This window comes from Paenibacillus cymbidii, from assembly GCF_004764705.1.
GTDB classification, from domain to species: domain Bacteria; phylum Bacillota; class Bacilli; order Paenibacillales; family NBRC-103111; genus Paenibacillus_AN; species Paenibacillus_AN cymbidii.
This window is the reverse complement of sequence record NZ_SHLX01000024.1, coordinates 129,399-151,408: the sequence shown is the minus strand read 5'-3', so window position 1 is coordinate 151,408 and position 22,010 is coordinate 129,399. Positions and strand designations below refer to the sequence as shown.

15 protein-coding genes are annotated in these 22,010 nt (G+C 59.9%); 3 read left to right on the top strand and 12 right to left on the bottom strand.

The genetic code is table 11. The features are described from left to right. Window positions 1-208: 208 nt before the first annotated feature. The 3 genes from EXY20_RS27495 to EXY20_RS27485 all read right to left on the bottom strand — a co-directional run bounded on the left by EXY20_RS27495 (window position 209) and on the right by EXY20_RS27485 (window position 3,971). Entirely contained in the window at window positions 209-2,092 is a 1,884-nt protein-coding gene (locus EXY20_RS27495; protein ID WP_135555340.1) for a PDC sensor domain-containing protein, read from the bottom strand. 219 nt (window positions 2,093-2,311) lie between these two features. Next, on the bottom strand, window positions 2,312-2,923 hold the full coding sequence (locus tag EXY20_RS27490; protein ID WP_135555339.1) for an SRPBCC domain-containing protein: 612 nt from the start codon (window positions 2,921-2,923) through the stop codon (window positions 2,312-2,314). A gap of 79 nt (window positions 2,924-3,002) precedes the next feature. Then, the gene (locus EXY20_RS27485) at window positions 3,003-3,971 is read right to left on the bottom strand and encodes a helix-turn-helix transcriptional regulator (RefSeq protein ID WP_135555338.1); all 969 of its coding nucleotides are present in this window, start codon (window positions 3,969-3,971) and stop codon (window positions 3,003-3,005) included. 164 nt (window positions 3,972-4,135) lie between these two features. Here EXY20_RS27485 and EXY20_RS27480 point away from each other — a divergent pair, with 164 nt between their 5' ends. After that, on the top strand, window positions 4,136-4,594 hold the full coding sequence (locus tag EXY20_RS27480; RefSeq protein ID WP_135555337.1) for a signal peptidase II: 459 nt from the start codon (window positions 4,136-4,138) through the stop codon (window positions 4,592-4,594). Window positions 4,595-4,637: 43 nt separating this feature from the next. After that, complete coding sequence (locus tag EXY20_RS27475; protein ID WP_135555336.1) at window positions 4,638-5,072, top strand: DUF6526 family protein; 435 nt, start codon at window positions 4,638-4,640, stop codon at window positions 5,070-5,072. Window positions 5,073-5,093: 21 nt separating this feature from the next. Here EXY20_RS27475 and EXY20_RS27470 read toward each other — a convergent pair whose 3' ends face one another. Then, on the bottom strand, window positions 5,094-6,074 hold the full coding sequence (locus EXY20_RS27470) for a hypothetical protein (protein ID WP_135555335.1): 981 nt from the start codon (window positions 6,072-6,074) through the stop codon (window positions 5,094-5,096). A gap of 105 nt (window positions 6,075-6,179) precedes the next feature. Beyond that, window positions 6,180-7,001, bottom strand: coding sequence for a helix-turn-helix transcriptional regulator (locus EXY20_RS27465; protein ID WP_135555334.1), 822 nt, complete (start codon window positions 6,999-7,001; stop codon window positions 6,180-6,182). Between the two features lie 143 nt (window positions 7,002-7,144). On the opposite strand from EXY20_RS27465, the gene EXY20_RS27460 reads away from it, so the two are divergent. Next, the gene (locus EXY20_RS27460; protein ID WP_135555333.1) at window positions 7,145-7,663 is read left to right on the top strand and encodes a VOC family protein; all 519 of its coding nucleotides are present in this window, start codon (window positions 7,145-7,147) and stop codon (window positions 7,661-7,663) included. A 134-nt stretch (window positions 7,664-7,797) separates the two neighbouring features. Here the strand turns inward: EXY20_RS27460 and EXY20_RS27455 are convergent, their stop codons facing one another. From EXY20_RS27455 to EXY20_RS27425, 7 genes are all read right to left on the bottom strand, one after another. Next, complete coding sequence (locus EXY20_RS27455; protein WP_135555332.1) at window positions 7,798-11,736, bottom strand: hemoblobin-interacting domain-containing protein; 3,939 nt, start codon at window positions 11,734-11,736, stop codon at window positions 7,798-7,800. Window positions 11,737-11,838: 102 nt separating this feature from the next. After that, entirely contained in the window at window positions 11,839-12,969 is a 1,131-nt protein-coding gene (locus EXY20_RS27450; protein ID WP_135555331.1) for a response regulator, read from the bottom strand. Next, window positions 12,944-16,051 carry an ATP-binding protein gene (locus tag EXY20_RS27445; protein WP_135555330.1) on the bottom strand — a complete coding sequence of 1,036 codons (3,108 nt, stop codon included), beginning with the start codon at window positions 16,049-16,051 and terminating at the stop codon, window positions 12,944-12,946. The genes EXY20_RS27450 and EXY20_RS27445 overlap by 26 nt, the downstream gene beginning before the upstream one ends. A gap of 330 nt (window positions 16,052-16,381) precedes the next feature. Further along, complete coding sequence (locus EXY20_RS27440; protein WP_167859561.1) at window positions 16,382-16,645, bottom strand: hypothetical protein; 264 nt, start codon at window positions 16,643-16,645, stop codon at window positions 16,382-16,384. Window positions 16,646-17,070: 425 nt separating this feature from the next. Continuing rightward, window positions 17,071-19,335 (bottom strand): FAD-dependent oxidoreductase, encoded by a 2,265-nt coding sequence (locus EXY20_RS27435; RefSeq protein WP_135555328.1) that lies wholly within the window; start codon window positions 19,333-19,335, stop codon window positions 17,071-17,073. After that, window positions 19,332-20,366 (bottom strand): Gfo/Idh/MocA family protein, encoded by a 1,035-nt coding sequence (locus EXY20_RS27430; RefSeq protein WP_135555327.1) that lies wholly within the window; start codon window positions 20,364-20,366, stop codon window positions 19,332-19,334. The genes EXY20_RS27435 and EXY20_RS27430 overlap by 4 nt, the downstream gene beginning before the upstream one ends. Continuing rightward, window positions 20,363-22,009, bottom strand: a complete 1,647-nt coding sequence (locus tag EXY20_RS27425) for an alpha-1,3-galactosidase-related protein (protein WP_135555326.1) — start codon at window positions 22,007-22,009, stop codon at window positions 20,363-20,365. Before EXY20_RS27425 ends, EXY20_RS27430 begins: the two co-directional genes overlap by 4 nt. Window position 22,010 lies beyond the last annotated feature (1 nt).

Genomic DNA, 22,010 nt, shown 5'->3' with positions numbered 1-22,010 from the left:
TTTCCGCTATAGTAGTCATCGAGTAGGGTTCCTTTCTTGGTGACTTTGACCATCCCGAGAATACCCTACTTTTTTGTTGCCTGGCTAGGCTCCAAATCTTGGTTACACACACTATTGTACGTCATCGTTTTCACTGGCTATTTCCCCTGACACGATAAAATGAGGCCAATAAGCCATTATTTAATGGCTATTTTTGCTGCGGAACCGACTACTCTTCCGGCACGCACTGCACGCCCAGCTCCCACACGGCAATTTGCCCGAAGCAGGCGGCGCCGCCGTGCGATTCGCGCAGCTGCTTCGCCATCTCCGCAAATACGTGCAGCGCATCGGCCCGTTGGCCGTTCTTCAAATAAACGAGCAGCGACGTTTCCCGCTCCTTCGGGTAGAACACCGGCGGCTGCGCTTCCAGCCTGACGTCCTCGATGTAGATCACTTCGCTGCCCCCGGCCGCCAGCGTGCGGTAGCTCACCGCTTCCTCCGCTTCGCGGAATGCGCGCGGCAATTGGCCGATTTCGGCGCAATAGCTGCCGATGCCGATCGTGCACGAAACGCCGTGCCGCTCTTCCAGCAACCGCCTGATTTGGCCGGCAGTCTCGAACACGAGCGAAATCGCGTTTTCGCCGCCGTTCATCAAGACGACCATATCTCCATCGAACCATTCCATCACGATGCGCGGATTCGCCGGATGAATCGCCGCCGATATCGTATCGGCCAGCAGCAAACGCGCCATTTCCGTCGTTTCCACATCCGCGGCGGCGTCCATAGCCGTGTCGTCGACCGCGATATACATTACTCCGATGCCTTCCGGCCGCATGTCGAAGCCGAAATAAGCGAAGCGTTCCGTTATTTCCTGCGGCGTGAAGGAATGGCCCAGCACCAGCGAACGGACGAATTTCTCCTGGTACGCCGGCAAGCTTTCGCGCAGCCTTGTCTGCAACTGCTCCCTCGTCGCATAGGCCTCGCTCAAACGGTCGCCGATTACCCGGAACTCGCCGCGCGAGCGATGCATGGACATCGGTTCGCCGGTGGCCAGCGCTTGCATCAGCCGGGTGATCGGCCGGTACATGCTGCGGCTGGTGAACAACGTCAACCCGCCCATGCCGAGGATGAGCGCGGCGGCGACAAGCAGGAAAAAATCATGCAAATAAGAAGCGCTTTCATAAAGCTTGTTCAATTCGGTCGTGCTGGCGATCTTCCAGCCAAGCATCGCCGACGTCTTCCACGAAATAAGCAGCCTGTTCCGTTTCTCCCCGCTGCGTTCGTCCGGCGTTGCGCTGCCGCTTGCCGGATCGGCCGCGGCGGCGATCGTTTGCTCGGCCTGCCGCATCAGCTTCATTTTGCCGGCTTCGTTGTCGTAGAACAGCGGCACGCCGTTTTTATCGAATACGGATACCGTCGTGCCGCTTCCGCTTAATTTGCTGACGAAATTGCGATACAACGCCTCCGCGTCGAGATTGATGACGATGCGGTATGTCGCCTGGAACGGTTGGAACACGATCGGCACCACTCGCAACGAAGTGCCGTCCGAACGCGGCGCATCGCGCACGTCCATAATTTCGGGGAAACTTGGCGCGTACGGAGGCAGTTCCCGATTCCAGCCGCCGTCGTAAAACTGCGCCTGCGCATACTGCTTGTAGCCGGAAGTAAACACGAGACCCTTGGCGTTGTTGATGTAGTACACCGAGTCGATGAAATCGCTGGTGCTGCGCAGCTTGTCGAGGCTCTCCAGCAGCTTCGCCTTGCTTTCGATATATTTCATCAGCGCGGGCATATCGTCCGATTTGTATTTGTCTTCGAACTCATTGTAGTAGTTGCCGAGCGAATACAGCTCGAAATCGGTTACTACCCGATCCGTCATGAACAGGCGGAACCCTTCATTAATCTGTTTGACGACAATTTCCAGCGAATTGACGGTCTGGCCCAGCTGTCTGTCGTTCGCCCGCTCCACTTCTCCCCGCATCGCGTCCTGCACGTTGTTGTAGAAGAACAGGCTAAGCACGAAGATCGGCGTCAGCGCCGCAACGAGCAAATACGTCACCAGCTTGAAATAGTAATGCTTGTGCCGGACGAAAGACCATAGTTTGTGCGCCATCGGATTCCCCCCAGAATACGATCATCGGATGCGTCCCGTCGTTTGCGACTTCAGCATAACTTACCGCCAAGACATCCCGACATAGCAGAAAAGCTACTTTTCCGGCGGCCGAAAGTAATAAAAACACTATTGGCGGCGGCATCCACCATGTGGAGAAAGAAAAAAGAGCGCTACAAGCGCTCCTGAAGGGAGGAATGTGGATGTAAAGCCGCAGTCCGGTCAGTCGGCCCGTTCCACTTCGGCTTTGATGCGGCGCAGCACTTCGTCCCAGTGCAGCCGCATCCGCTCGCGCATATAGACGTCCTCCAGCATCTCCTGATGGATGGACACGGTCGTTTTCCCGCCGCTTGCGGCCAGCAGGATCAGCTGCAGCCGCGACGGCTTGTCCCAGTCCGACCGTTTCCATGTCAATCGCAGCTTGCTTCCGGGATCGACAACCGTAAGCTTGCCCGTAATGCCGTCCCGGGACGCGAACTCCTCCCCTTTGTGCCAGCTCAACGCCTTAACTTCCCCCAGCCAAAGCGTCGCCCCCTGCGTAGACAGCAAGAATCGCCATATCCGCTCTTTGCCGGCATCCATCGTGCGTCTGACGCCGATTTGCACGCCGGCATCCTTGGTCGTTCCGATCGGCACCCGGCCGAGCAGCGGTTCGTACAGCAGCGCGATCCATTCGCTCCACTCTTCCGCCACCTCATATGTCTGGCCGATATAGCCGGCAATCCGTTCATGCGACCACAGCTTGTCCACCTCGCCGTCGAGCCGCCGAATCCATTCCTCCCACGCGCAGCCCGTCGCCGCTTCCACATCCCGCCTGAACGTCGTCCCCGCCAAAAGCCATCTCCTCCTGTTGCGCTTGTTTGGTACCATTATAGGCTGAAAACACTGACAGGGGCGGTCAGTCTTCATGAAATCAGGTACTGTAAAAGTCAAGCAAAGAAGACGCGATGTCGATCATGCGCTGCTTCAGCGCTTCCGGCTCCAGAATGTGCAAGGCGCTTCCGAAATAGAGCAATTGGTGGGGAAACGGGCCATACAAGCTTTGTTCCTCCATGCGAAAATGGGCCTCGTTCGCCGTCCGTTCCACCAGCGTCCGGCTCCACAACGAATGACCGCACAGCTCGTCGAGCGCCGGCGCGCTGCCGCGCAAACGAACGGACACCCACGCTTCGTCGTCGGCTTTCCCCGCTTGCGGCAGCAAGCTGTCCAGCAGGAAGTCGCGGGCGGAAAACTGCGGGTCGCGTTCAAAATGGCGGTCGGTGCGCTCCATGCCGCTCATCCGGTCGACGCGGAAGCTGCGGATTTCGCCGCGCAGGTGGCAGTAGCCGACGGCATACCACTTGCCGTTCCAGTAGACGAGCCCGTACGGATCGATCGTGCGCCGCTTGCGCGCCTCCTCGTATCCGGTCCGGTACAGCACGGATACGCCCACTTGCTGCTCCTGGCACGCTTCCAGCTCCGCGAGCCGGGCCGCCAGTGCGGGAGCGGACGGAGGCGGTATCACTTCCAGACGCCGCTCCTGCCGCAGCAAACGTTCCTCCTGCGCCGGCGTCGCGTGCCGCTTGATTTTGGCGACCGCCCGGCCGAGCGCCGCACCCGACGCCAATCCCGCTTCTCTCGCCATAACGGCCGCCTGCAGCAGCGCTTTTTGCTCATCGCCGTCAAACAATAGCGGCTCCAGCTTGACCGACTCCGGGATGGAATAACCGCCGTCGCGACCCGTATCCGCCACGATCGGCACACCGGCGATGCACAGCGCGTCGATCGCCCGGTAGACGGTGCGAATATGAACTTCCAATTGATCGGCCAGCTGCCGGGCGGTCATTCGTTTGCGCGATCGCAGCAGCCACAGAATCGCAAGCATGTTGTCCGCTTTGGACATAACAGGCATGTTCCTTTCTTTCGTTATATCGGCGGCCGGGAAACCGCCGCTTTGCTTTTCAAACGACGTTTCCTGCGTTAGGCTAGAGAGTAGCAACACCAATGACAGGGCATCCCGGCGAATGGATTCGGACCTGCTGACTGCCCGCAACTGGAGTGAGGAACATGTTTTACGGCATCGGCCTGTTCGTCGTGCTGCTGGATCAACTGAGCAAGGCGTGGGTGCGCTCCCGGCTTGCCGTCGGCGAATCGCTGACGTTAGGGGACCATCTGCAACTGACGCACTATCAGAATACAGGCGCCATGGGCAGCACCTTCGAAGGATACGGCACTTATTTCATCGTGCCCGCCTTCCTGATTGTCGGCTGGTTCGTGTACATGCAGCGCAAAGGGCAGTTGGACAGCTTCGCCATGAAAGCCGGGGCTGCGTTTTTTGCCGGCGGCGCGCTCGGCAACGCGGTCGACCGCCTGCTGTTCGCCAAAGTGACCGACTTCATCGATATGGGCAGGGGCATTTCCAACCTGGCCGACCATGCGATCAACATCGGCGTCCTGCTGATCGTTGCGGCCCAGCTCGTCATCGACCCGCTGCGCCGAAAAAGCCTCGCCAGGCGTTGTCCGTAATTCCCGGTCGAGGTAAAATGGAAGCAAACAGGAGGCGATCGCCATGAAATCGCAGCAATACCACAATCACGCCCGGATTCATCCGCTCTATCATTATATTCTGCTGCCGCTCGCCTTCCTCGCGCTGGTCGGCACGCTCCTGCACCTGTTTCCCCACCTTCGCGGCGGGTTGGCGCTGTGGGACGCGGTCGTGCTGCTGATCGCTGCCGCCGCGCTCGGCATTGCGGTATTGCTGATCCGCAGCTATGCCGCCAAACTGCAGGACCGCGTCATCCGGGCCGAAGAGAACTTCCGGCATTATGTGCTGACCGGCCGCACCCTTGACCCGGCCTTGACGTTGTCCCAGATCATCGCGCTCCGGTTTGCCGCCGATGAACAATTTCCGGCGTTATGCGAGCAGACCGTTCGCGAGCAGCTTCGTCCGGACGCGATCAAACGCGCGATTCAATCATGGAGGCCGGACTACCTTCGGGTGTGAGCGAGGCCGCGCAAGGAACTCCTACTCCTCGTATTCGATATTGCGGTCCATCCATGACGCGGCGCGGGCGAGCAGGGACGCCTTCAGCATAATCAGATCGTCGTAGGCGTAGAAAAACGTCACTTTCCGGTCGGCGACCGATTTGCCCTTCGGGCGAGGGGTCATCACAAAGTAAGCCCACGATTCGGCAAAATCTTCATATACGCTGGACATGGCATATTCCGTCACATAGCGGTTCTCGTCCTCGTCCTCACCATCTTCCCAGAATTGCTGGTAAAACTTGTAGATATACGAGTCTTTCTTCGGACATCCTTCGTCCAGCATGTACGTTTTGCAGTTTTTGGCGGATACGTTCGGGTCGACCTGTTCGGCGTTCAACGAAAGCAAATGGCCGAATTCGTGGATATCGGTCATGACGCGCTCGGTTTCGTACGTCGCCTGAATCTGGTTGGCCGCGTACGTCCATTTGTCGTAGTCTTCGTCGTCCTGCACGACGAACGCCATCAGATCGGCATGGTCGTACACTTCAAAACGATTGATCATTTGCCGCCGTTCGTACGGAATAATCCAGGCGAACCGATCCCAAAGCCAGGCGTAGTATTGTTCATCCTCGTTTTTCGGCTTCAGCTCGATGCGATTGCCTTTGACCTTGTAGGAGGCGATTTCATCGGGGTCCAGCTCGGCTGCTTTCTCGTCGATATCCCATTCTTCCGAGTAAGTAAGCTCCCCGAACCATTTGTCCATATTTTTAATCATTTTGGCTTCCCAAAGCTCGCACGACTTGGCATCGTCGCAGTCGATTGTATAGGCGCATACGCCGGGCTCGACTTCCTCTTCATACGATTCGCATCCGGCAGCGTCCGTGTCGTCTTCATCGCCGGCTGCGTTTGCCTGCGTGGCGGCTGTCGAATCGGCTTCTTCCCACTCGGCGCATCCCGCCGAAACTAGGCCGAATACAAGCAGGAGAACGAATAATACGAGGACGCTTTTTTGCTTCTTCATGCGAAACCCCCATCTGCCCATTTGTCGACCCGACCGGCTGTTTTCCGGCCGGTTTGTTTGTATTCGACAAGTTTCTACCCGTTCCTTTCCATGGGGCGGAAACGTTCAGCGAAGCGCCGCGTTTTTGCGATAGGTTGCAGGGGTTTGACCCAATACCGATTTGAAATCTTTGCTGAAATGCGCCTGGTCAAAATAGCCCAGTTGCGCCGCCAGGTCCGCCCATTGCGCCGATTCGTCATTCTCCATTCGTTCCGCCGCTTCCTGCAGCCGAAACCGTTTGATGACCCATTTGGGCGTCACGCCTACGTATTTGCCGAACAGGCGCTGCAATTGCCGGACGGACAACCCGCTTTGCTCGCACAGCTGCTCCACCTTGATGATGCTTCGGTCGGTCATCGTATCCGCCACGATCCGGGCCGTCCGCTCGCCCTGTGCATCGCGGTCCGGCAGCCGCGCCAGCAAGGCGCGTTCCGCCTGCGCCGCCATCTCCTCGTCGGAACCCGCGCCGAACACCGCAGCCAGCCAGTCGTCCGCAACGGGCCCGAAGATGTCGGCTGCCGGGACGGTCTTTCCGGTCAACTGTGCCACATCCCGCCTCCAGAACGGGTAAAAGCCGCCAGCGCGAAACTTGACGCCGAGCACCTTGCCCGCGCCGCGCAAAACCCGGACGAACGGACGGCTCGGCACGCCGTACAGCAGCGCCCGGCTTCCCGATTCGTCCCGCTCGAACGCCAGATGCACGTTCGGGTAGGACAGAACGGTTTGGGTATGGGTCATCCCGTCAGGCAAATCGTAATGAATGATCCAATAATGTTCGATGAACGGCTGAAGCGGAGAAGCCGGTTCGAACCGCGCCAGCGCAAACTTCTCCCGTCCTGCGGCCGCATGGACGATGCCGCGCGACGAATCGTTTTCTTTTGGTTGCATTTCCGTTTCCTCCTTGTCGGGGCGGCCGATGTCGCCTTTTTACAATACGACTGCCGGGACCGGCTCCTATAATGGAGACTAGCAGACGCCGGCCGATTCCTCAACACGGCGCGGGCGTCAATATTTATGGCGGAGGAATCATAATGGAACAAACGAACAAACAACCAGGCGCAACCGGCAACTATACCCGGAACGGATTGCCGAACGGCTACACCGCGATTACGCCGTTTATCGTTGTAAACAGTCCCGCTGAAGCGATTGCGTTTTACGAAACGGTATTCGGCGCCAAAGCGAAAAGCGTCACGGAATTCGGCGAAGAAGGCAACAAAATGATCGTGCACGCCGACATCGATTTCGGCAACGGTTATTTGCAGCTTGGCGCTGCCAATCCCGACTATCGGCTCGTTCCGCCGCCGGGCGACAATATGGCCTGCTATTCCTTGGGCATTTACGTGCCGGACGTCGACGAAGCGCTGGCCCGTGCCGTCGCCGGCGGGGCCACCGTCCGGGAGCCGGCGGGAAACTTCGTTTCCGGCGACCGGTACTGCAGCATACTCGACCCGTACGGCATTCGCTGGTCGATCATGACGCGCGTCGAAGACATTTCCGAGGAAGAAAGCTTCCGCCGCGTCGCCGAATGGAGCAAAAGTTTCGGCGGATAAGGAAATGCTGCAGCGTCTGCCGCGGCTTTGCACGGCGAGTTTAGCGCGTGTGTTGATACTTCTTGATCACGCAAGAAAACAGCCCCGCTCCGGAAACGTCCGAAGCGGGGCTGTTTTCTTATCGTTCGCTGAGCTTATCGCCTCTCGGAGCCGGCCGCCTGGATCTCACCGAACGCCCAATGAGTAGCCGGCACATCCGGCCACATCGGCGCCGCGGCGAGGAGCGCCGGACGAGCGATCGTCCGGTTGATCAGCGCCGCCGCTTCGGCGCGGGACAACTCGCGGTCCGGCGCGAAGCTGCCGTCCTCGTAGCCGTTCACCAGCCCGGCCCGCGCGGCTGCTGCAATTTCAGCCGCGGCCCAGTGCCCGGCGGTATCCGTGAATCCGCCTGCCGCTTCGACGCTGCCCAGTTTCGCCACTCGGGCGATGATCGCTGCGGCTTCGGCGCGGGTAACGGCTTGTTCGGCCCGGAACGTGCCGTCGGCATATCCGTCCATGACGCCGAGCCGGGTCACCCGGTCGATCGCCGCCGCCGCCCATGCCGGGAATTGGCCGGCATCCGCATACGCAGCCGCCTCTCCAGCCACCGCAGCAGCGGTATCGCTGTAAAGCCGATCAAGCATCGCCGCCAGTTGGCCGCGCGTGACGGCCGAACCGGGACGGAACGTGCCGTCTTCAAACCCGTTCACATAAGCTTGCGTCAACGATGCTTCAGGAGTGACAGGCGTGACCGCTTCTTCGCCAAAGTCGATTACCGTAAAGGTGCTGAACTTGGCGATCGTGAACCGGATCGCGGTTCCGCCCGCTTCGTCCGCAACCGGCTCTCCTTTCAGCCACTCCTTCGTCCCGTCGCTATGCTCCACATAGATGCGCAGGCGCTCCGCTTGCGCCGCCGGATAATCGCCCAGCGGCAGCGTAATCGCAACCGGCTGCGACTGCAAATTCGTTTCAATCGTCATCGGCCGGCCGACGACCGACGAATGGTCGGGCGCGCCGTCCGCTTTGGCCCGGGTCTCCGCGTCCATCTGCTCTCCGTCAGCTTTTAACGGCACCACATGGAAGTACAAATCGCCGTCGGATGCTGCGAGCGAGCCAGCCGGAATGTCAATCGTCGCACCGTGCAGCTCCAGCGTCAGCCCGATGCCCGCTTCGGTCAGCTTCTGCAGCGCTTCGCGCGGCAGCGACACATCGACGGAAGCAACTTCGTCCTTCGCGTCAGGCACGACAATTACCGCCTGCTTCGCGCCGGACTTTTTCAGCGCCTCGACCGCTTGCGCGGCAAGCGACGCCGTCAGGCTGACCTGATCGGTTTTGCGTCCCGCGCTGTCGGTCGTACGCACAATTTCCGCCTGGGACACTACGTTGCCGTCACGGGAACCACCCAGCACGTCGATGCGAATGATCTCTTTGCCGGAGCCTGTGCCCGGCGTGTTCGCTCCTGGCGACGGAGTCGGCGACGGCGATGGCGATTCCGGCTCCGGCCGGTTCACTGCGCGAATCGTCTGGGTGACCGAAGCGTCCGGATAACCGCCGCCCGCCTTCACCACAATGTCCACATTCCCGAGCGGCAGCATTCCCGCGCCGAATACGAGCTGGCCGGATGACAGCTGGTACGAGCTCGGATCGGCCGTCGTACCGTTGTAAACGACGCTCGTTACTGCGCTGCGCCATACGGCGTTGTCGGCAAACGTGATGACGATATCGTGTTCGACGTCATTGTCCGTCGTATCGGCCGTCAGTATCGGCGAAGACAACGTGACGGTTTGGGTGACGGATGTTTTTTTGTACCCGGCCGCGGTAATAGCAATCGTATACTCGCCGGCAGGCAGCGCTTCAATATGCAGGTTGCCCGCGCTGAACTGGTAAGCGGCAGTCACAGCCGAACCGCCCTTCGTGATGGTCACTTCCGGTTCCAAGCCGCGCCAGGCGGAATCGTCGGCAAACGTCACATCCAGCGGGTGCGCGTCGTCGTTGTCCGTGCTGTCCGCGGTCAACGTCGGCGGCGTCAAGCCTTCGAAAAAGTTCGGATTCGTCGTGCGGATCGTTTGGGCCAACATATCTACGATGTAGTAATAGCCGCCGGCATAGGCGATGCCGCCGCGGGCCTGATTCACGTCATCCAACGTTTCCGCATTCGTAAAGCCGCTGGCGTCGACTCGATAAACGAATGCCGGCGGCTGCGGTTCCATAATAAACGGCACGCTGGCTGCTGCATGCAGACCGCCCGCTGCGTCCCCATACAGCCACACGAAGGCGCTCGGGCTGGACGTCAAGGCATTCCATGTCGAATGGTCAGCATCGTATTGATAAACTTTGGAGGTCCGGGAACTCGCCTGAAGGACGTTATACTCGCTGATGTTGGCGTATAACACGTCGCCTTCACCTACTGCAATTCCCGTAAAATCATGACCTACCGACATGGTGTCCGGCAGTACCGGAATCGGCTGCGACCAATTCCGCGATTCGTCCAGCTTGTATACGTTTTTGCTGTCGGACATGTATACGGCGCCATTCGAATCGACAGCGAGCGGATACAGAAGGCCCACTCTGGCATAGGGCAACGGATACGAATCCCAATGGGCGCCGCGATCCGTGCTGATACGCAGTCTGGTCGCGCTTAGATTCATCGGCTGCGCATCGGCGGCATACCATACGCCATCGCGCGAGACGAACGAAAACACGGTATCGAACCCTTCCTGCGACCAGTCGCTGAACCTCCATTCAAGATCGTTGACGCTGCGATAGTAAACGCCTGGCGTCCCCATGGCCAATGCGTAAACAGCATCGTCCACGGACAACCCGATGATCGATTGCGGCAAATTGCTCGTAATGTTATGCCATGTGGAAGGAGCCAGATTGATCTGCTGGCTGACCGCAGCATCGATGTAACCGGCGGCTTTGACGGCAATTTCATAGGTGCCCGCCGAAGTCAGCCCGTTAACTGTGACAATGCCGGCCGTCGCCGAATAGGTCACGCCGGTAACCGTCGTCCCGTTTCGCTTCGCCGTCACGTCGGTGATGGCCGCCCGCCAATCGGCATCGTCGGCGAACGTCAGTTCGACGGCATGGGCCGTGTCGTTGTCGCTCGTATCGGCTGTCAGCGTCGGCGGCATTTGATCCGTGCCGAAGGTCGGATGCAGCGTGCGAATCCCATCCGGGCCGGCAATAAAATAATAAATACCGTCATACGCAATGCCGTTCGCCGTCCAAAAGTAGTAATTGGTAGGGGCGTTCTGATCGAATCCGTTGTCGTCAAGCAAATAAATGTTCGGTGCGGTCGTCAAATTGCTCGGAAGGCCGGCATGAGCAACGTGAATGATGCCGGCCGCATCGCCGGTAAGCTGCATCGCGGTACCGAGCGAGGCCAGCGATGCATTTACCGGTTCCCATGCCGAACCGTTCAAGGCGTAGATAACCGACGTTTGCTGTGAGCTGTTTAAACTGTTTTCCTTGAGAAAGGTGACATACAACTTGCCGTTGCTGTTCACGGCTCCGCTGGTGAACGTGTATGTATAGTTCGGATCGACGGGAACGTTGCCGATTTGGGTCCAGTGCTCGCCCGAATCGCCGGTTATGGAAATGTAACTGCCGCTTAAAGCGTACAAATTGCCCGCCGGATCGAAAAATATCGTCCGCAACACATCGAACGGGCCGACATACCCGTTTTCGGGCGCGTTTATTTCGGACCAGTTGGCGCCGTTGTCGACGCTTTTGAATATTTTGGAGTCAATTCCTTCAGAAGTAAGCACGCCTTGATCAAGTACGTACAGCTCGCTTCCCCGCACGGCCAGTTTGATCGGGTAGGTCATGCTGCCTGGCAAATCGGCCAGATTTGACCAGACGGTGTCGCCGCTCCCCCGAACCATAATTTTATCATTGTAGAGCAAGTATACCTTCCCGCCCGCCAATGCGATGTGGTTCGCATTCTGGCTTGCATTGCCCGTAATGACGCGCCATTGCGAAGTATCGGCCGAAACGCGCTGCGTCCCCCAGATGACGACGGGAAATGCAAGCAGCAGCGCCAGCGCCAGATGAATCGTGCGGCTCCAGCGCCAAATGTGTTGTGCCTTCATGAATGTCTCCTCCTTCTGTCGATGCAAGGCATGATCTCCCCTACTATAACAGAAGGCGTTGAACCGATTCTGAGCATCAACCGGCGGCGCCGGCAGCGCACGCTATTCGAATCTGTCGATCAGTTGCCTGCCATACGCCCGATAATCGGCCGACGGCTCCGTCCCCCACTCCTCCTCGTACAGGTCGCAAAAAGCAGCGTAGCTGCGGCGCAGCTGCTCGGCATCGCCGACATCGGCCAAACAGGCGAGATGCTCCTTCGCCAGCCGCTCCGAATACGGATGCATCCCGCAGGCGCGGCCGGCCCGCCGCAGCGCCGACTGGGACGCCCCCGCGGCCCGTTCGCCGGCGACAAGCTGCAGCGTAATCGCGACATACCCTTGCAGCAGCCGCTCCCGGCGCGGTTTGGACCAATCGTAATCCTCCTTGTCCAAATAGTGCCCCGCGTACAGCTCCCATGCACGCGCCGCTTCCGCAAGCGCCAGCTGCCCGTGCGCGGCTTCGGCCGCCGCCTGCTGGAACCGCTCCGCGTCCGTTTCCAATCCCGCTCCTTGCAGGCAGTAGCTTTCCAGCGAATAGTCAAGCACGGCGTCGATCCCGGTTTCCCGCAGCATGCGCCTGATCTGGTAAACGGCGGTATGAAGATGGACCAGCGCCTTGTCCAGATCGAAGGCCGGCCAAATTTCTTCCAGCAGCACATCGCGCGACATCCAGACGCCGCGATGCTCCAGCAGGTAAGCGAACAGCTCCTTCGATTTGAGCGTGCGCCATTTGACGGTGCCGCCGCCCGGCGGACCGACCGACAGCTGGCCGAACATCTTCAGGACGGGGCGGACGTCGGCCTTCGTCTCCGCGGGCGGCGGAGCGGCCGTGATCGTTACCGATTGGCGCACCCGTTCGAGCGTAATGGCAAAACGAGCCGGATCGATCGGCTTCATCACGTAATCGAGCGCACTTACCCGAAACGCCTCAAGCGCGTAGGACGAAAATGCCGTAACAAACACGATGCGCACTTCCCCGTCAAGCGCGTAGATCGCTTCGGCCGCCTCCAGCCCGCTCATTCCGGACATTTCGATATCGAGAAACACGAGCTGCACCCGCTCCCGGGACAGATGCACCAATGCTTCTTCGGCGCTTTGATAAGCGCCGACAATGTCCAGTTCCGGCTCGTTCTCCAGCAGCCACTTCAGTTGCAGCAGCGCATTGCGCTCATCGTCGATCAGAATCGCTTTCATCTTCCGCCTCCTCGGGAATGGTGAAGCCGACTCGAGTTCCTTGGCCCGGCTTGCTCTCCACAATCAACGGCACGTCATAAAGCAGCCGCAGCCTGCGGCGTATGTTGGCAAGCCCGATGCCGCCCGCCTCGGCGAGCGACGCCAGTTTGTCCGGCGGCATGCCGACCCCGTCGTCCTCCACCGACACTTTCCAGCCCGCCGCCGTAGCGCGAATGCCGATGCGGATCGTGCCGCCTTCGGGCTTGCGCATAATGCCGTGGCGCACGGCATTTTCGACCAGCGGCTGCAGCGACAGCGGAGGCACAGGAAGCCGATCGTCGCATTCGATGTCGAATTCGGCGCGCAGCCGATCGCCGAAACGGGCGGCTTCCAGCGCCAGGTAGGAACGCACCAGCACCAGCTCGCTGCGCACCGGCACGCGTTGGGCCGTACCCGCAAAATCGAACCCGGCGCGCAAATACCGGCTCAGCTCCAGCAGCAATTCTTCGGCTCGGGGCGGGTCGAGGCGGCAAACCGTTTTGATCGTATTGAGCGCGTTGAATAAAAAGTGCGGTTTGATCTGCGCCTGCAAAAAAGCGGTCTCCGCGCGCACCAGGCTGCGAATCGAGCTGCGCAGCTGCAGCAGCGTGCCGACGCGGGCTTTCAGCTCCGCCGCATCGTACGGCTTCGCCAGCAAGTCGTTTGCGCCGGCGCGAATGCCGGCCAGCGCCTCCTCCGGGCGCCGCCCGTCCGACAGAAGCATCACCGGCAGCTCGGAGAGCAGGGAGCGTTCGCGGATGCGGCGCGTCAGCTCCGGCCCCGTCATATCCGGCATGATGCAGGCGGCGATGACCAGATCGAAGCGGGGCGCTCCTTCCAGCAAACGCAGCGCCTCCTGCCCTCTCGCGGCAACGCGCACCGGCACGCCGACGTCGCCGAGCAGATGCTCCATCGCCCGAGCCGCGAGCCCATCGTCGTCGACGAGCAGAATCGCGCCCGCCTCGCTTCGCCGCGCCTGCTCTTCGCCCGTTGCCGGCGGCAGCCATTCGCCGGCGTCGACCGGCGAACCCGCCGTCGCTGCCGCGCCGGCAGCCGCGTTGCCGCTTGCGGTTTCGGACGCTGCGGAAGCGGTCTCGGCCAGTCCGGCTCCGGCAGCGGACAACTCGCCGGCTTGGGGCCATGCCACATGCAGCGCTTCCGTGCCGTCCGCCGCCGTGCTCCGCTTCCAGCCGCCTCCCCCAAGCTCGATCAGTTGTCTCGTCACCGACAGCCGGACACGTTCGTCCGCCTCTTCCGCCGAAACGTCCAGCGGATAAAACTCCGTTTCCCCCCGGCCCGCCTCCATCGCGGCGCCCAAGCCCGGCCCGGCCACGACCAGCGTGACGAAGCCGTCTGCCGCATAAGCCGACAACCGTACGGTTGTCCCGCCGGCCCGCCGCAGCGCGCAAGCGATGAGGTTGTGCACGATTTGTCCGAGCCGGCGTTCGTCCGCAAGCAGGGGCGGCAGCTCGGCCGGCAGCGGCTCCAGCACCCAGCCGGCCGGTTCCTTGGACGGATACAGCTCCAGCACGGCGCGCACCGCGGGCCACAAATGCATGACGCGCGGCCGGTAGTCGGCATCGCCGCTCTTCAGCAGGCTGAAATCGACAAGATCGTCGACCAGGTAGGCCAGCCGTTTGGCAATGCCGGCAATGACGGCAAGCCGCTGTCCGTCCTCGCCTTCAATCGGTTTGCGCTGCGCGGCCAAATTGACGATGCCGCGCAGCGGCTCGCGGATTTCGTAAGACGTATTCAGCATCCATTCGTCTTTCAGCTCGTCTTGCCGCAGCAGCCGTTCCGACATTTGCTCCGCAGCCCCAAGCACGCCGGCGAACCGGTCCACGATTATATACGCCTGCGACGCGCTGAAGATGAGAATCGCATAAGGGATCGCCGCCTGATTTTCCAAATTGCCGAAGATGTGGAGCAAATAAACCGCCAGTATGCACATCACGCTCTGGATCGTTGTCGCCAGCGCCAGCGAATGGGCGCGGCGGCTGCGGATGGCGCGGACGAGCACGGACAGCACATAAGCGACCGACACCAGCGAGCAGACGAGCAGCACCGCCTCTCCGCGGGAAAAAACCACGGTCGGCAGCGTCACTCCCGCCAGCCCCGTTCCAAGCGCCATGACCAGCATCAGCCTGTCCATCGCACGAACGCCGAAAGAAGGGTACAACAGCACCACGTAACGCACCAAAAAATAGTAGACGAAGCCCGATGAAATCAGCTGGGTGCGCAGCACTAGCTCGTAGTCGACGGGCAGCAGCGCCAGCACCGCCTTCTCCCCGTGCGTCAGCGCAAATACAAGACCGCATACGCAAAAACCGCCAAGCTGCGGAAGCGGCGCCTCCCTTCTGCGCAGCCGGTAAAACAGCAGCAGAAACAGGGCGGGAATGAGGAACCCTCCCGCGGTGAGCCAATATTCGAACAGCTGCCATTCGCGTCCGTAAGCGATCGCTTCCTGCGTCCCGAACCAGAGCGGATAAATCAAGCCGCCGCTCGCGTAGCTGTAGTTGGCCACCTGAACGTCGATAACCGCTTCCGGCCCCTGCAGCTTAAAATAGCCGACGTACGGGATGTTTCCGGCAGTGGTAGTGTTTTTGTTCAGTCCCGGTTGGCCGCTGCCGCCGATCGCTTCGCCATTGACATAGATGCGGCTGGCCGTGCGGATGTTGCTGGTGCGAATGCCGTAAACGCCGTCGGTCCGTTCCGGCAGCAGCAGGCGCAGGCGGTAAGTGGCGGTGCCCAGCCCCGATGTCAATCCCGGTTGCCCGTTCCAGTCGCCGGGGACCGCCGCCAATTGCGGCTGCTTGTCCGTTGCCGCGGGTACCGCCGGTTCTGGCGCCCCCACCGGCAACAGTTGGCCGGGATACAGCAGCCATTCGCCGTTCAGCTTCGTTGCGGCGTCCGTATCCGCGCTCCAATCGCGAAGATCGAGGACGCCGCTCGCCGCCTTCGTCGCATCGGTATGCGCATGACGCAGGTCGGACACGATCCAGCCGGCGGGCAGCACGGTAATAAGCAGAAAACTTGCCAGCAGTTTGAGCCAATATCGTTTCATCGTTGATGTCCCCCGCCCGGAAGTCTATTTGCTATACTACCATAAAAATCGGGCTGTGGGACCTTTCGGCCTTAGCTTACTGACTGTGCAAGAAACGGAATACGAACGTTCCTCTGAGTAATCGCGGAGAGCTGCTTTGGCAAAAAAGTGCCACTTTGGCGAGGACTGATAGGGCTGGAAGGAGCTTAAATGCAAAAATACATTTAACTGCTGCTATAAAGACTCATTCGAGATTTCTAAATGTAAAAATACATTTAAATTCATCATTTGAACTTAATTATGGGAATGAATCAAGAAATTAAATGCACTTTTGCAGTTAAGTTGCCCGAATCAACTGGTTGGGGCGAAATTAAGTGTATTAATGCAGTTAAAGTTGGGCTTCGGGTTCGGGTTCGGGTTCGGCTTCGGGTTCGGGTTCTGCTTCTGCTTCTGCTTTTGGTTCTGCTTCGGGTTCTGCTTCGGGTTCTGCTTCGGGTTCTGCTTCTGCTTCTGGTTCTGCTTCTGGTTCTGCTTCTGGTTCTGCTTCTGGTTCTGGTTGCGGCGAAACCGGCTTCCCGCTGCGCGCGAGAGTCGGTATTCCTGTCGCTTCTCCATACCCACTCGCTCTCCGCTCCCGCCCCTTCGCCAAGCAGACACGATGCACAACCCGCGGCATTCTCCCCTCCGCCAACTAACAAATTCGCTTTTGTGCCACTCCGATAAAGCTTCCTGAAAATAGGCCATCTTTTATTGCCTATTTCGCCAAAAACAAGTAGCCTCTCCAAAATAACCAGTGAAATCACTGGCTATTTCGGCTAAAATACCTGATTCGGGGCCAGAAGGAGCGAATAAGCCATGTTTTCACTGGCTATTTCCGCCGAAGCGGGTAAAATCGGGAAAATAAGCCATTTTTCATGGGCTATTTTCGCCACAGCCGCAATCGGCGGTCGCAATGAAATCGAAAAGTAGCTTCACGTCGGATGTTATCCTTTCCGATAGGCGCAAAACGAGCAGCCAATCGCTCGGCTGCCCGCTTCTTTTTACTCATACACCCGAATCTCCGCTACCTCCGCGTACGGACTGCCGTTCGTCGACTCGACGACCAGCCGCAGCCGGCTCGTCGCCGCAACCCGTTCGAGCCGGTGCACCTTTTTGCGCTTGCGGTTGTCCGTTTCGCGAAACACGCACACCCACTCCCCATCGGCAAACGCCTCGATCCGATAGTGCTTCGCCAGCTGCGGCATCGTATCGAACGTCGTTTTGTGATGATGCAGGTTGATCAAATCTTCGTTCACGTCGTCGTTGAACGTCACGTGAACTTCGGCTGCCGCCACCGGCTGCTCCCACTCCAACTGCAGCCATTCCTCCCGCTCCCCCATCGGAGCGGACAGCCACAGATGCGGCCCGCCGTAAGGCCGGTTGTAGCCGTCAATCGCCTTGGACGGTTCAAATGCCCGGCAGAAGGACGGCAACCGCATGCACAAGGCGATGCAGCCCGTGCGCCAGTTCCGGTTTTTCCGATCGTCCGCCGGAATCAGGTCGCGCATGCTCCATTCCAGCAGCGGCTGCTTGCGGTCGGGATTATGGTCCTCCGTTTCGACAAACAACAACACGCCCGTCAGCGGCCGGTCGGACAAATGAATGCCGACATGTTCATTCGGCCGCAAAATCAAAAACGCATTTTGCGGCTGCTCCGGCCGCCATCCGATCCCCGTCTGCACCCACTGCCCATCGCCCGGCTGAACGGGAATGTCATAGCGCCGGACAAGCGTATGCGGCACGTAATTTTCCGCCCGCCCCGTGTCCCATAGCTCCACCTGCAGCGTCGTCGCCTTCGCGACATCCAGCAGCAGGTCGAAGCCGCCCAACTCGGGATCGACCGGCACGATCAGGCCGAACGCCCGGTCAAGCTTGCGGACTTCGACCGAATGCTCGATGCTCACTTGCGCGAGATGGCTCGATGCCGTCGCCTGCGCCCGCAGCGCCAGGTCGAGCGGATCCTCATTGCGCAATCCGATAATCGACGCGTCGGAACGAAGCATGATTTGCTGCATTTCGGCCATATGCTCCCGGTAAATGTCGCGCGGGCCGCCACCTTTGGCCACGCTTAACGCCGCGCCGACGCCGGCGGCTTCGCCCATAACGGCGCAAGTCGCCATCACGCGCGTCGTGCCGAAGGCGATGTGGGTGGCGCTCACATTCCTGCCGGCAAACAGCAGGTTGGAAACGTTGGCCGAATACAACGAACGGAACGGGATATGGTAAATCCCGTCGGAATACACGTGTTTGGATGCGCCTTCCGTGGCATACATGCCTTTGGGCGGATGCAGGTCGATCGACCATCCCCCGAACCCGATCCGATCCGCAAACGGCTCCTGTGCCAAAATGTCGTTCTGGTTCAATATATAGTCGCCGACAAAACGGCGGTACTCGCGTTTGCCCGGCACGGCCCCGACCCATTCCAGCGTCAGCCGATCGGCGTCGAATTGGCCGGAGTTTTTGATGTAGTCCCAGATGCCGTAGATGACCGCCCACAGTTCGTCGCGAATCGTTTCGTTGTCGTGTACCGTATCCAGTTCGCCGCCCCATTCGATCCACCAATAAAAGCAACCGTTTTGCCCGGTACGAATGATGCGCCGTTCGGAAATCGACGTCGTTGCAATGTCCTTGGCATAACCCGGCGGCACGTATTTCACCGGATGCCCCGCATCCTGGGTGTAGAACAGGATCGTGCTGCCGAGCGTAACCGTATCCGCCGCCTCCGGCGCCCAGTCTTCCCGGAACTCGTGATACGCCTCCCGACCGATGCGGTAACGGGCGCCGGCCATATAACCGATCAATCCGTCGCCGCTGCAATCCACATACACGGCGCTTTCAAACCGTATTTTGCGCTCCGATCCCATCATCCAGCCGGTAACGCTCCTGATCGTCCGCCGTTCCGGCTCCCCGTTCGCCTCGACTTCATGAACGTCGGTGTTCAGAAACAGCCGGATGTTGCGCTCCGCCCGCACGGTCTCCAGCACGACGGCATCCCAGTAATAAGGATTGCCGTCCGGATTGCGAAACTGGTTCTCGACGAACAGTTCGCCCATAATGCCCGTTTCGCGCGCATAGCGTTGGATGCCATGCGAGGTCGCGCCGCATACCCATACGCGGATTTCGCTGCTCGCATTCCCTCCAAGCACCGGCCGATTCTGCACCAGCGCGACGGTTCGTCCCTGTCTTGCAGCCGCGATGGCGGCGCAAACGCCCGCCAGTCCGCCGCCGACAACGGTGATGTCCGTTTGTACGGTTTCGTGTTTCATCCGGTTTCCCCTCCCATTTCTTCCATGCCCGTGCCCATGCCTCGCGTCGCCGCCGCAATGGCGGCATAAATCGTCCGTATGACAGGCTCGAATGCCGCCAACGTTGGCGTTAACGAAGCGATCTCGTCCGGCCCGGCGGCGGTGCGGCCTTCCCTCGCCTCGAGCACTCGATCGATCCAGCTTGCCGCAGCCAAGAGCGGCAGTTCCCGCCCCTTTCCTCCCGGGCTGTAGTACGTCACCCGATCGCCCTCCAGCCGAATCGTGCCGTTCGCGCCTTCTATCGACAAACAACCGATATAGTCGGTCGTTCTCCCTCTGGTACCCCATTCCGCCGTATAACGGAGCTTGTATCCTTGTTTGGCGGAAGCGAGGACAGTCGCCATCGTTTTCGTCCGCACCTGCGCCCAGGAAGGGGCTTCCGAACGCGCAACCAACTCCGTCAACTCCAGCCCGACCAAATCATGGATCACGCTAAAATGGTGCAGCGCCAAATCCTCCAGCGTTACATGCCGGTAAGCGTCAAACCAGGCGCTTGGCGTCAGCGGCCGGTAACATTCGTACGCCACGAACTCCGCCCGGCCGATCATGCCTTGCAGCAGCGCTTGTTTTACCGTACGCACCCGGGCGTCATAGCGGTAATTCTCCCCGACATAACAAACGGCCCGGGAGCAAGCTTGCAGCCCCAGCAGCTTGTCGAGATCCTGCTCCTTCGCCAACCGCAGCTTGGCGATCGCCAGATCGACGCCGGCTTCCAGCACCGCCTGTTCGGCCCAAATCGTATTTTTGGCAGCGCTGGGAACGGTAACAACAGCCACATCGGGCGCGGCATGAATCATCCCCTCCTCAACACTCGCATAGGCGGGGTAAAGCGCCAACAACTCCCGGATCCGTTCGGCAAAAGGCTGCTCCGCCTGCCGATACAGATCGACAATTCCGACGATGCTCACATGCGGATGTCCGTGCCAGCTTCGCACTCCTTCCAGCCCCAGCAGCAGCACGCGATGGGGAGTCCCGATCGGATGGACTGTCATGTACCTTCCCCCCAACTCACTTCCCCGCCGCCAAGCCGGTTGTCCCGTACGGTCACCTGCCGCGCATATTCGATTCGGATTGCGACGGGGCATTGTTCGATCGTATTGCCGCTTACTTCCACTTGTTCGGCGCGGGCAACGATGATGCCGGGCTTGTCGCCCGTTCCGACGATCGCGTTGTCTTGAATGGCCAGCCGCTGATGAACGCCAACCTCCGGGCGATCGCATTCGGCACCGACGACAATGCCGATCGCCTTGCAATAGTTTCCGTAGCCGAAGCCGTTATGGACGAACCGGTTGCCGCGAATTGCGATGCCGCGGGTCGCTCCCGACTCCCACCAGCCGGTCGCCGTGTTGACATGAACGCCTTGTCCCGTGCAATACTCGAACAAATTGTCGGCGATCGTGACGTTCCTCGTTTGCGCCAGCACGCCCCGGCCCCTGATGTTGCGGACATGGCAACGGACGAATCGATAGGCGGCGAGCCGCGATACGTTGGCAAGCAAATCGTCCGCCCGCCAATCGCCGGGCAGCGGGTGCATGAACGTGATGCGGTAAACGTTCTCCTCCAGTTGCTCGCACGTCTCGATCAGCCCCGAAGCGTAAGGCTTCAGCGTATCGCCGCGCACGAATTCGATTTCATCGCCGGCAAACGCCATTTCCGGATAAAAGTCCTGGGTGGCGGCATCCAGCCGGACAATCAGCGTATGGCCGCCTTCGATCCGATCGATGCTCAGGTAGAAACCGTGAATGTTGGAGGCGTCATCGCCCATGCCCTCAAAATAACATTCCGCAAGCGACACCGTTCCGGTACAGCTGATAAAATGGGTCCCGTCCACGTTGATCGACATGAAACGGCCCGGCGACGGCTTGATCTGCAGCCCCCGGATGTCGATATGATGGCAAAGATGGCCGATAATGCCCATGCCGGGATTGGCGTGCAGTACGACATTGTCGACGCGCACCTGCTCGCAGCGATAAAATTGCAGCGCCGGCGCATAGCTGTAGATCGGCCGGATGAAAACGATATTGCCCGCTGTCAGCTTCCCCGCGTCCTTGTGGCTCATGTGAACATAACCCGGCTTCAGCAGCTTCACGTCCGGGTTGTAGTACAGACACACGCCCGTCAGCCGCCCTGCGGACGGATCGTATTCGTGCACGGCAACCGCCGGGGAGTTGTCATCTACGGAGTACGCCGGATCGATCTCCACCTCGTAGCTCTCCCCGTCAATCCGCCTGACAGTGCCCATCGTATACGGCGGGCGTTTCCAGTCGATCGTCAGATTGCGGATGGCGATATCGCGGCAAGCGAAGCAAGCGAACGGCTGCACCAGCCCTTCGAACAGCAGCGTCGAGCCTTGGCCGTCCACTTCGATCCCGCGGCAATCGCGCCAGTCGAACAGCGGGTTGCGGTCGCGCTTCCAGCCGGCATCGTCCCGCGGGTCGCGCTCTCCGCGCATGAGCTCGGCGAAAAGGCGATCGCCAAACGCGTTGCGAACCGGGTACACGCCTTTGGGAATGATCAATGCCGCGTTCCCGCCCGATTCGACGATGCCTTCAACGACGTTTCGGATCATCGCCATGTTCCATTCCCCATCGGTTGACGAGAGCCGGTCGAGCGTGATTATCCGGCGATCTGTCATG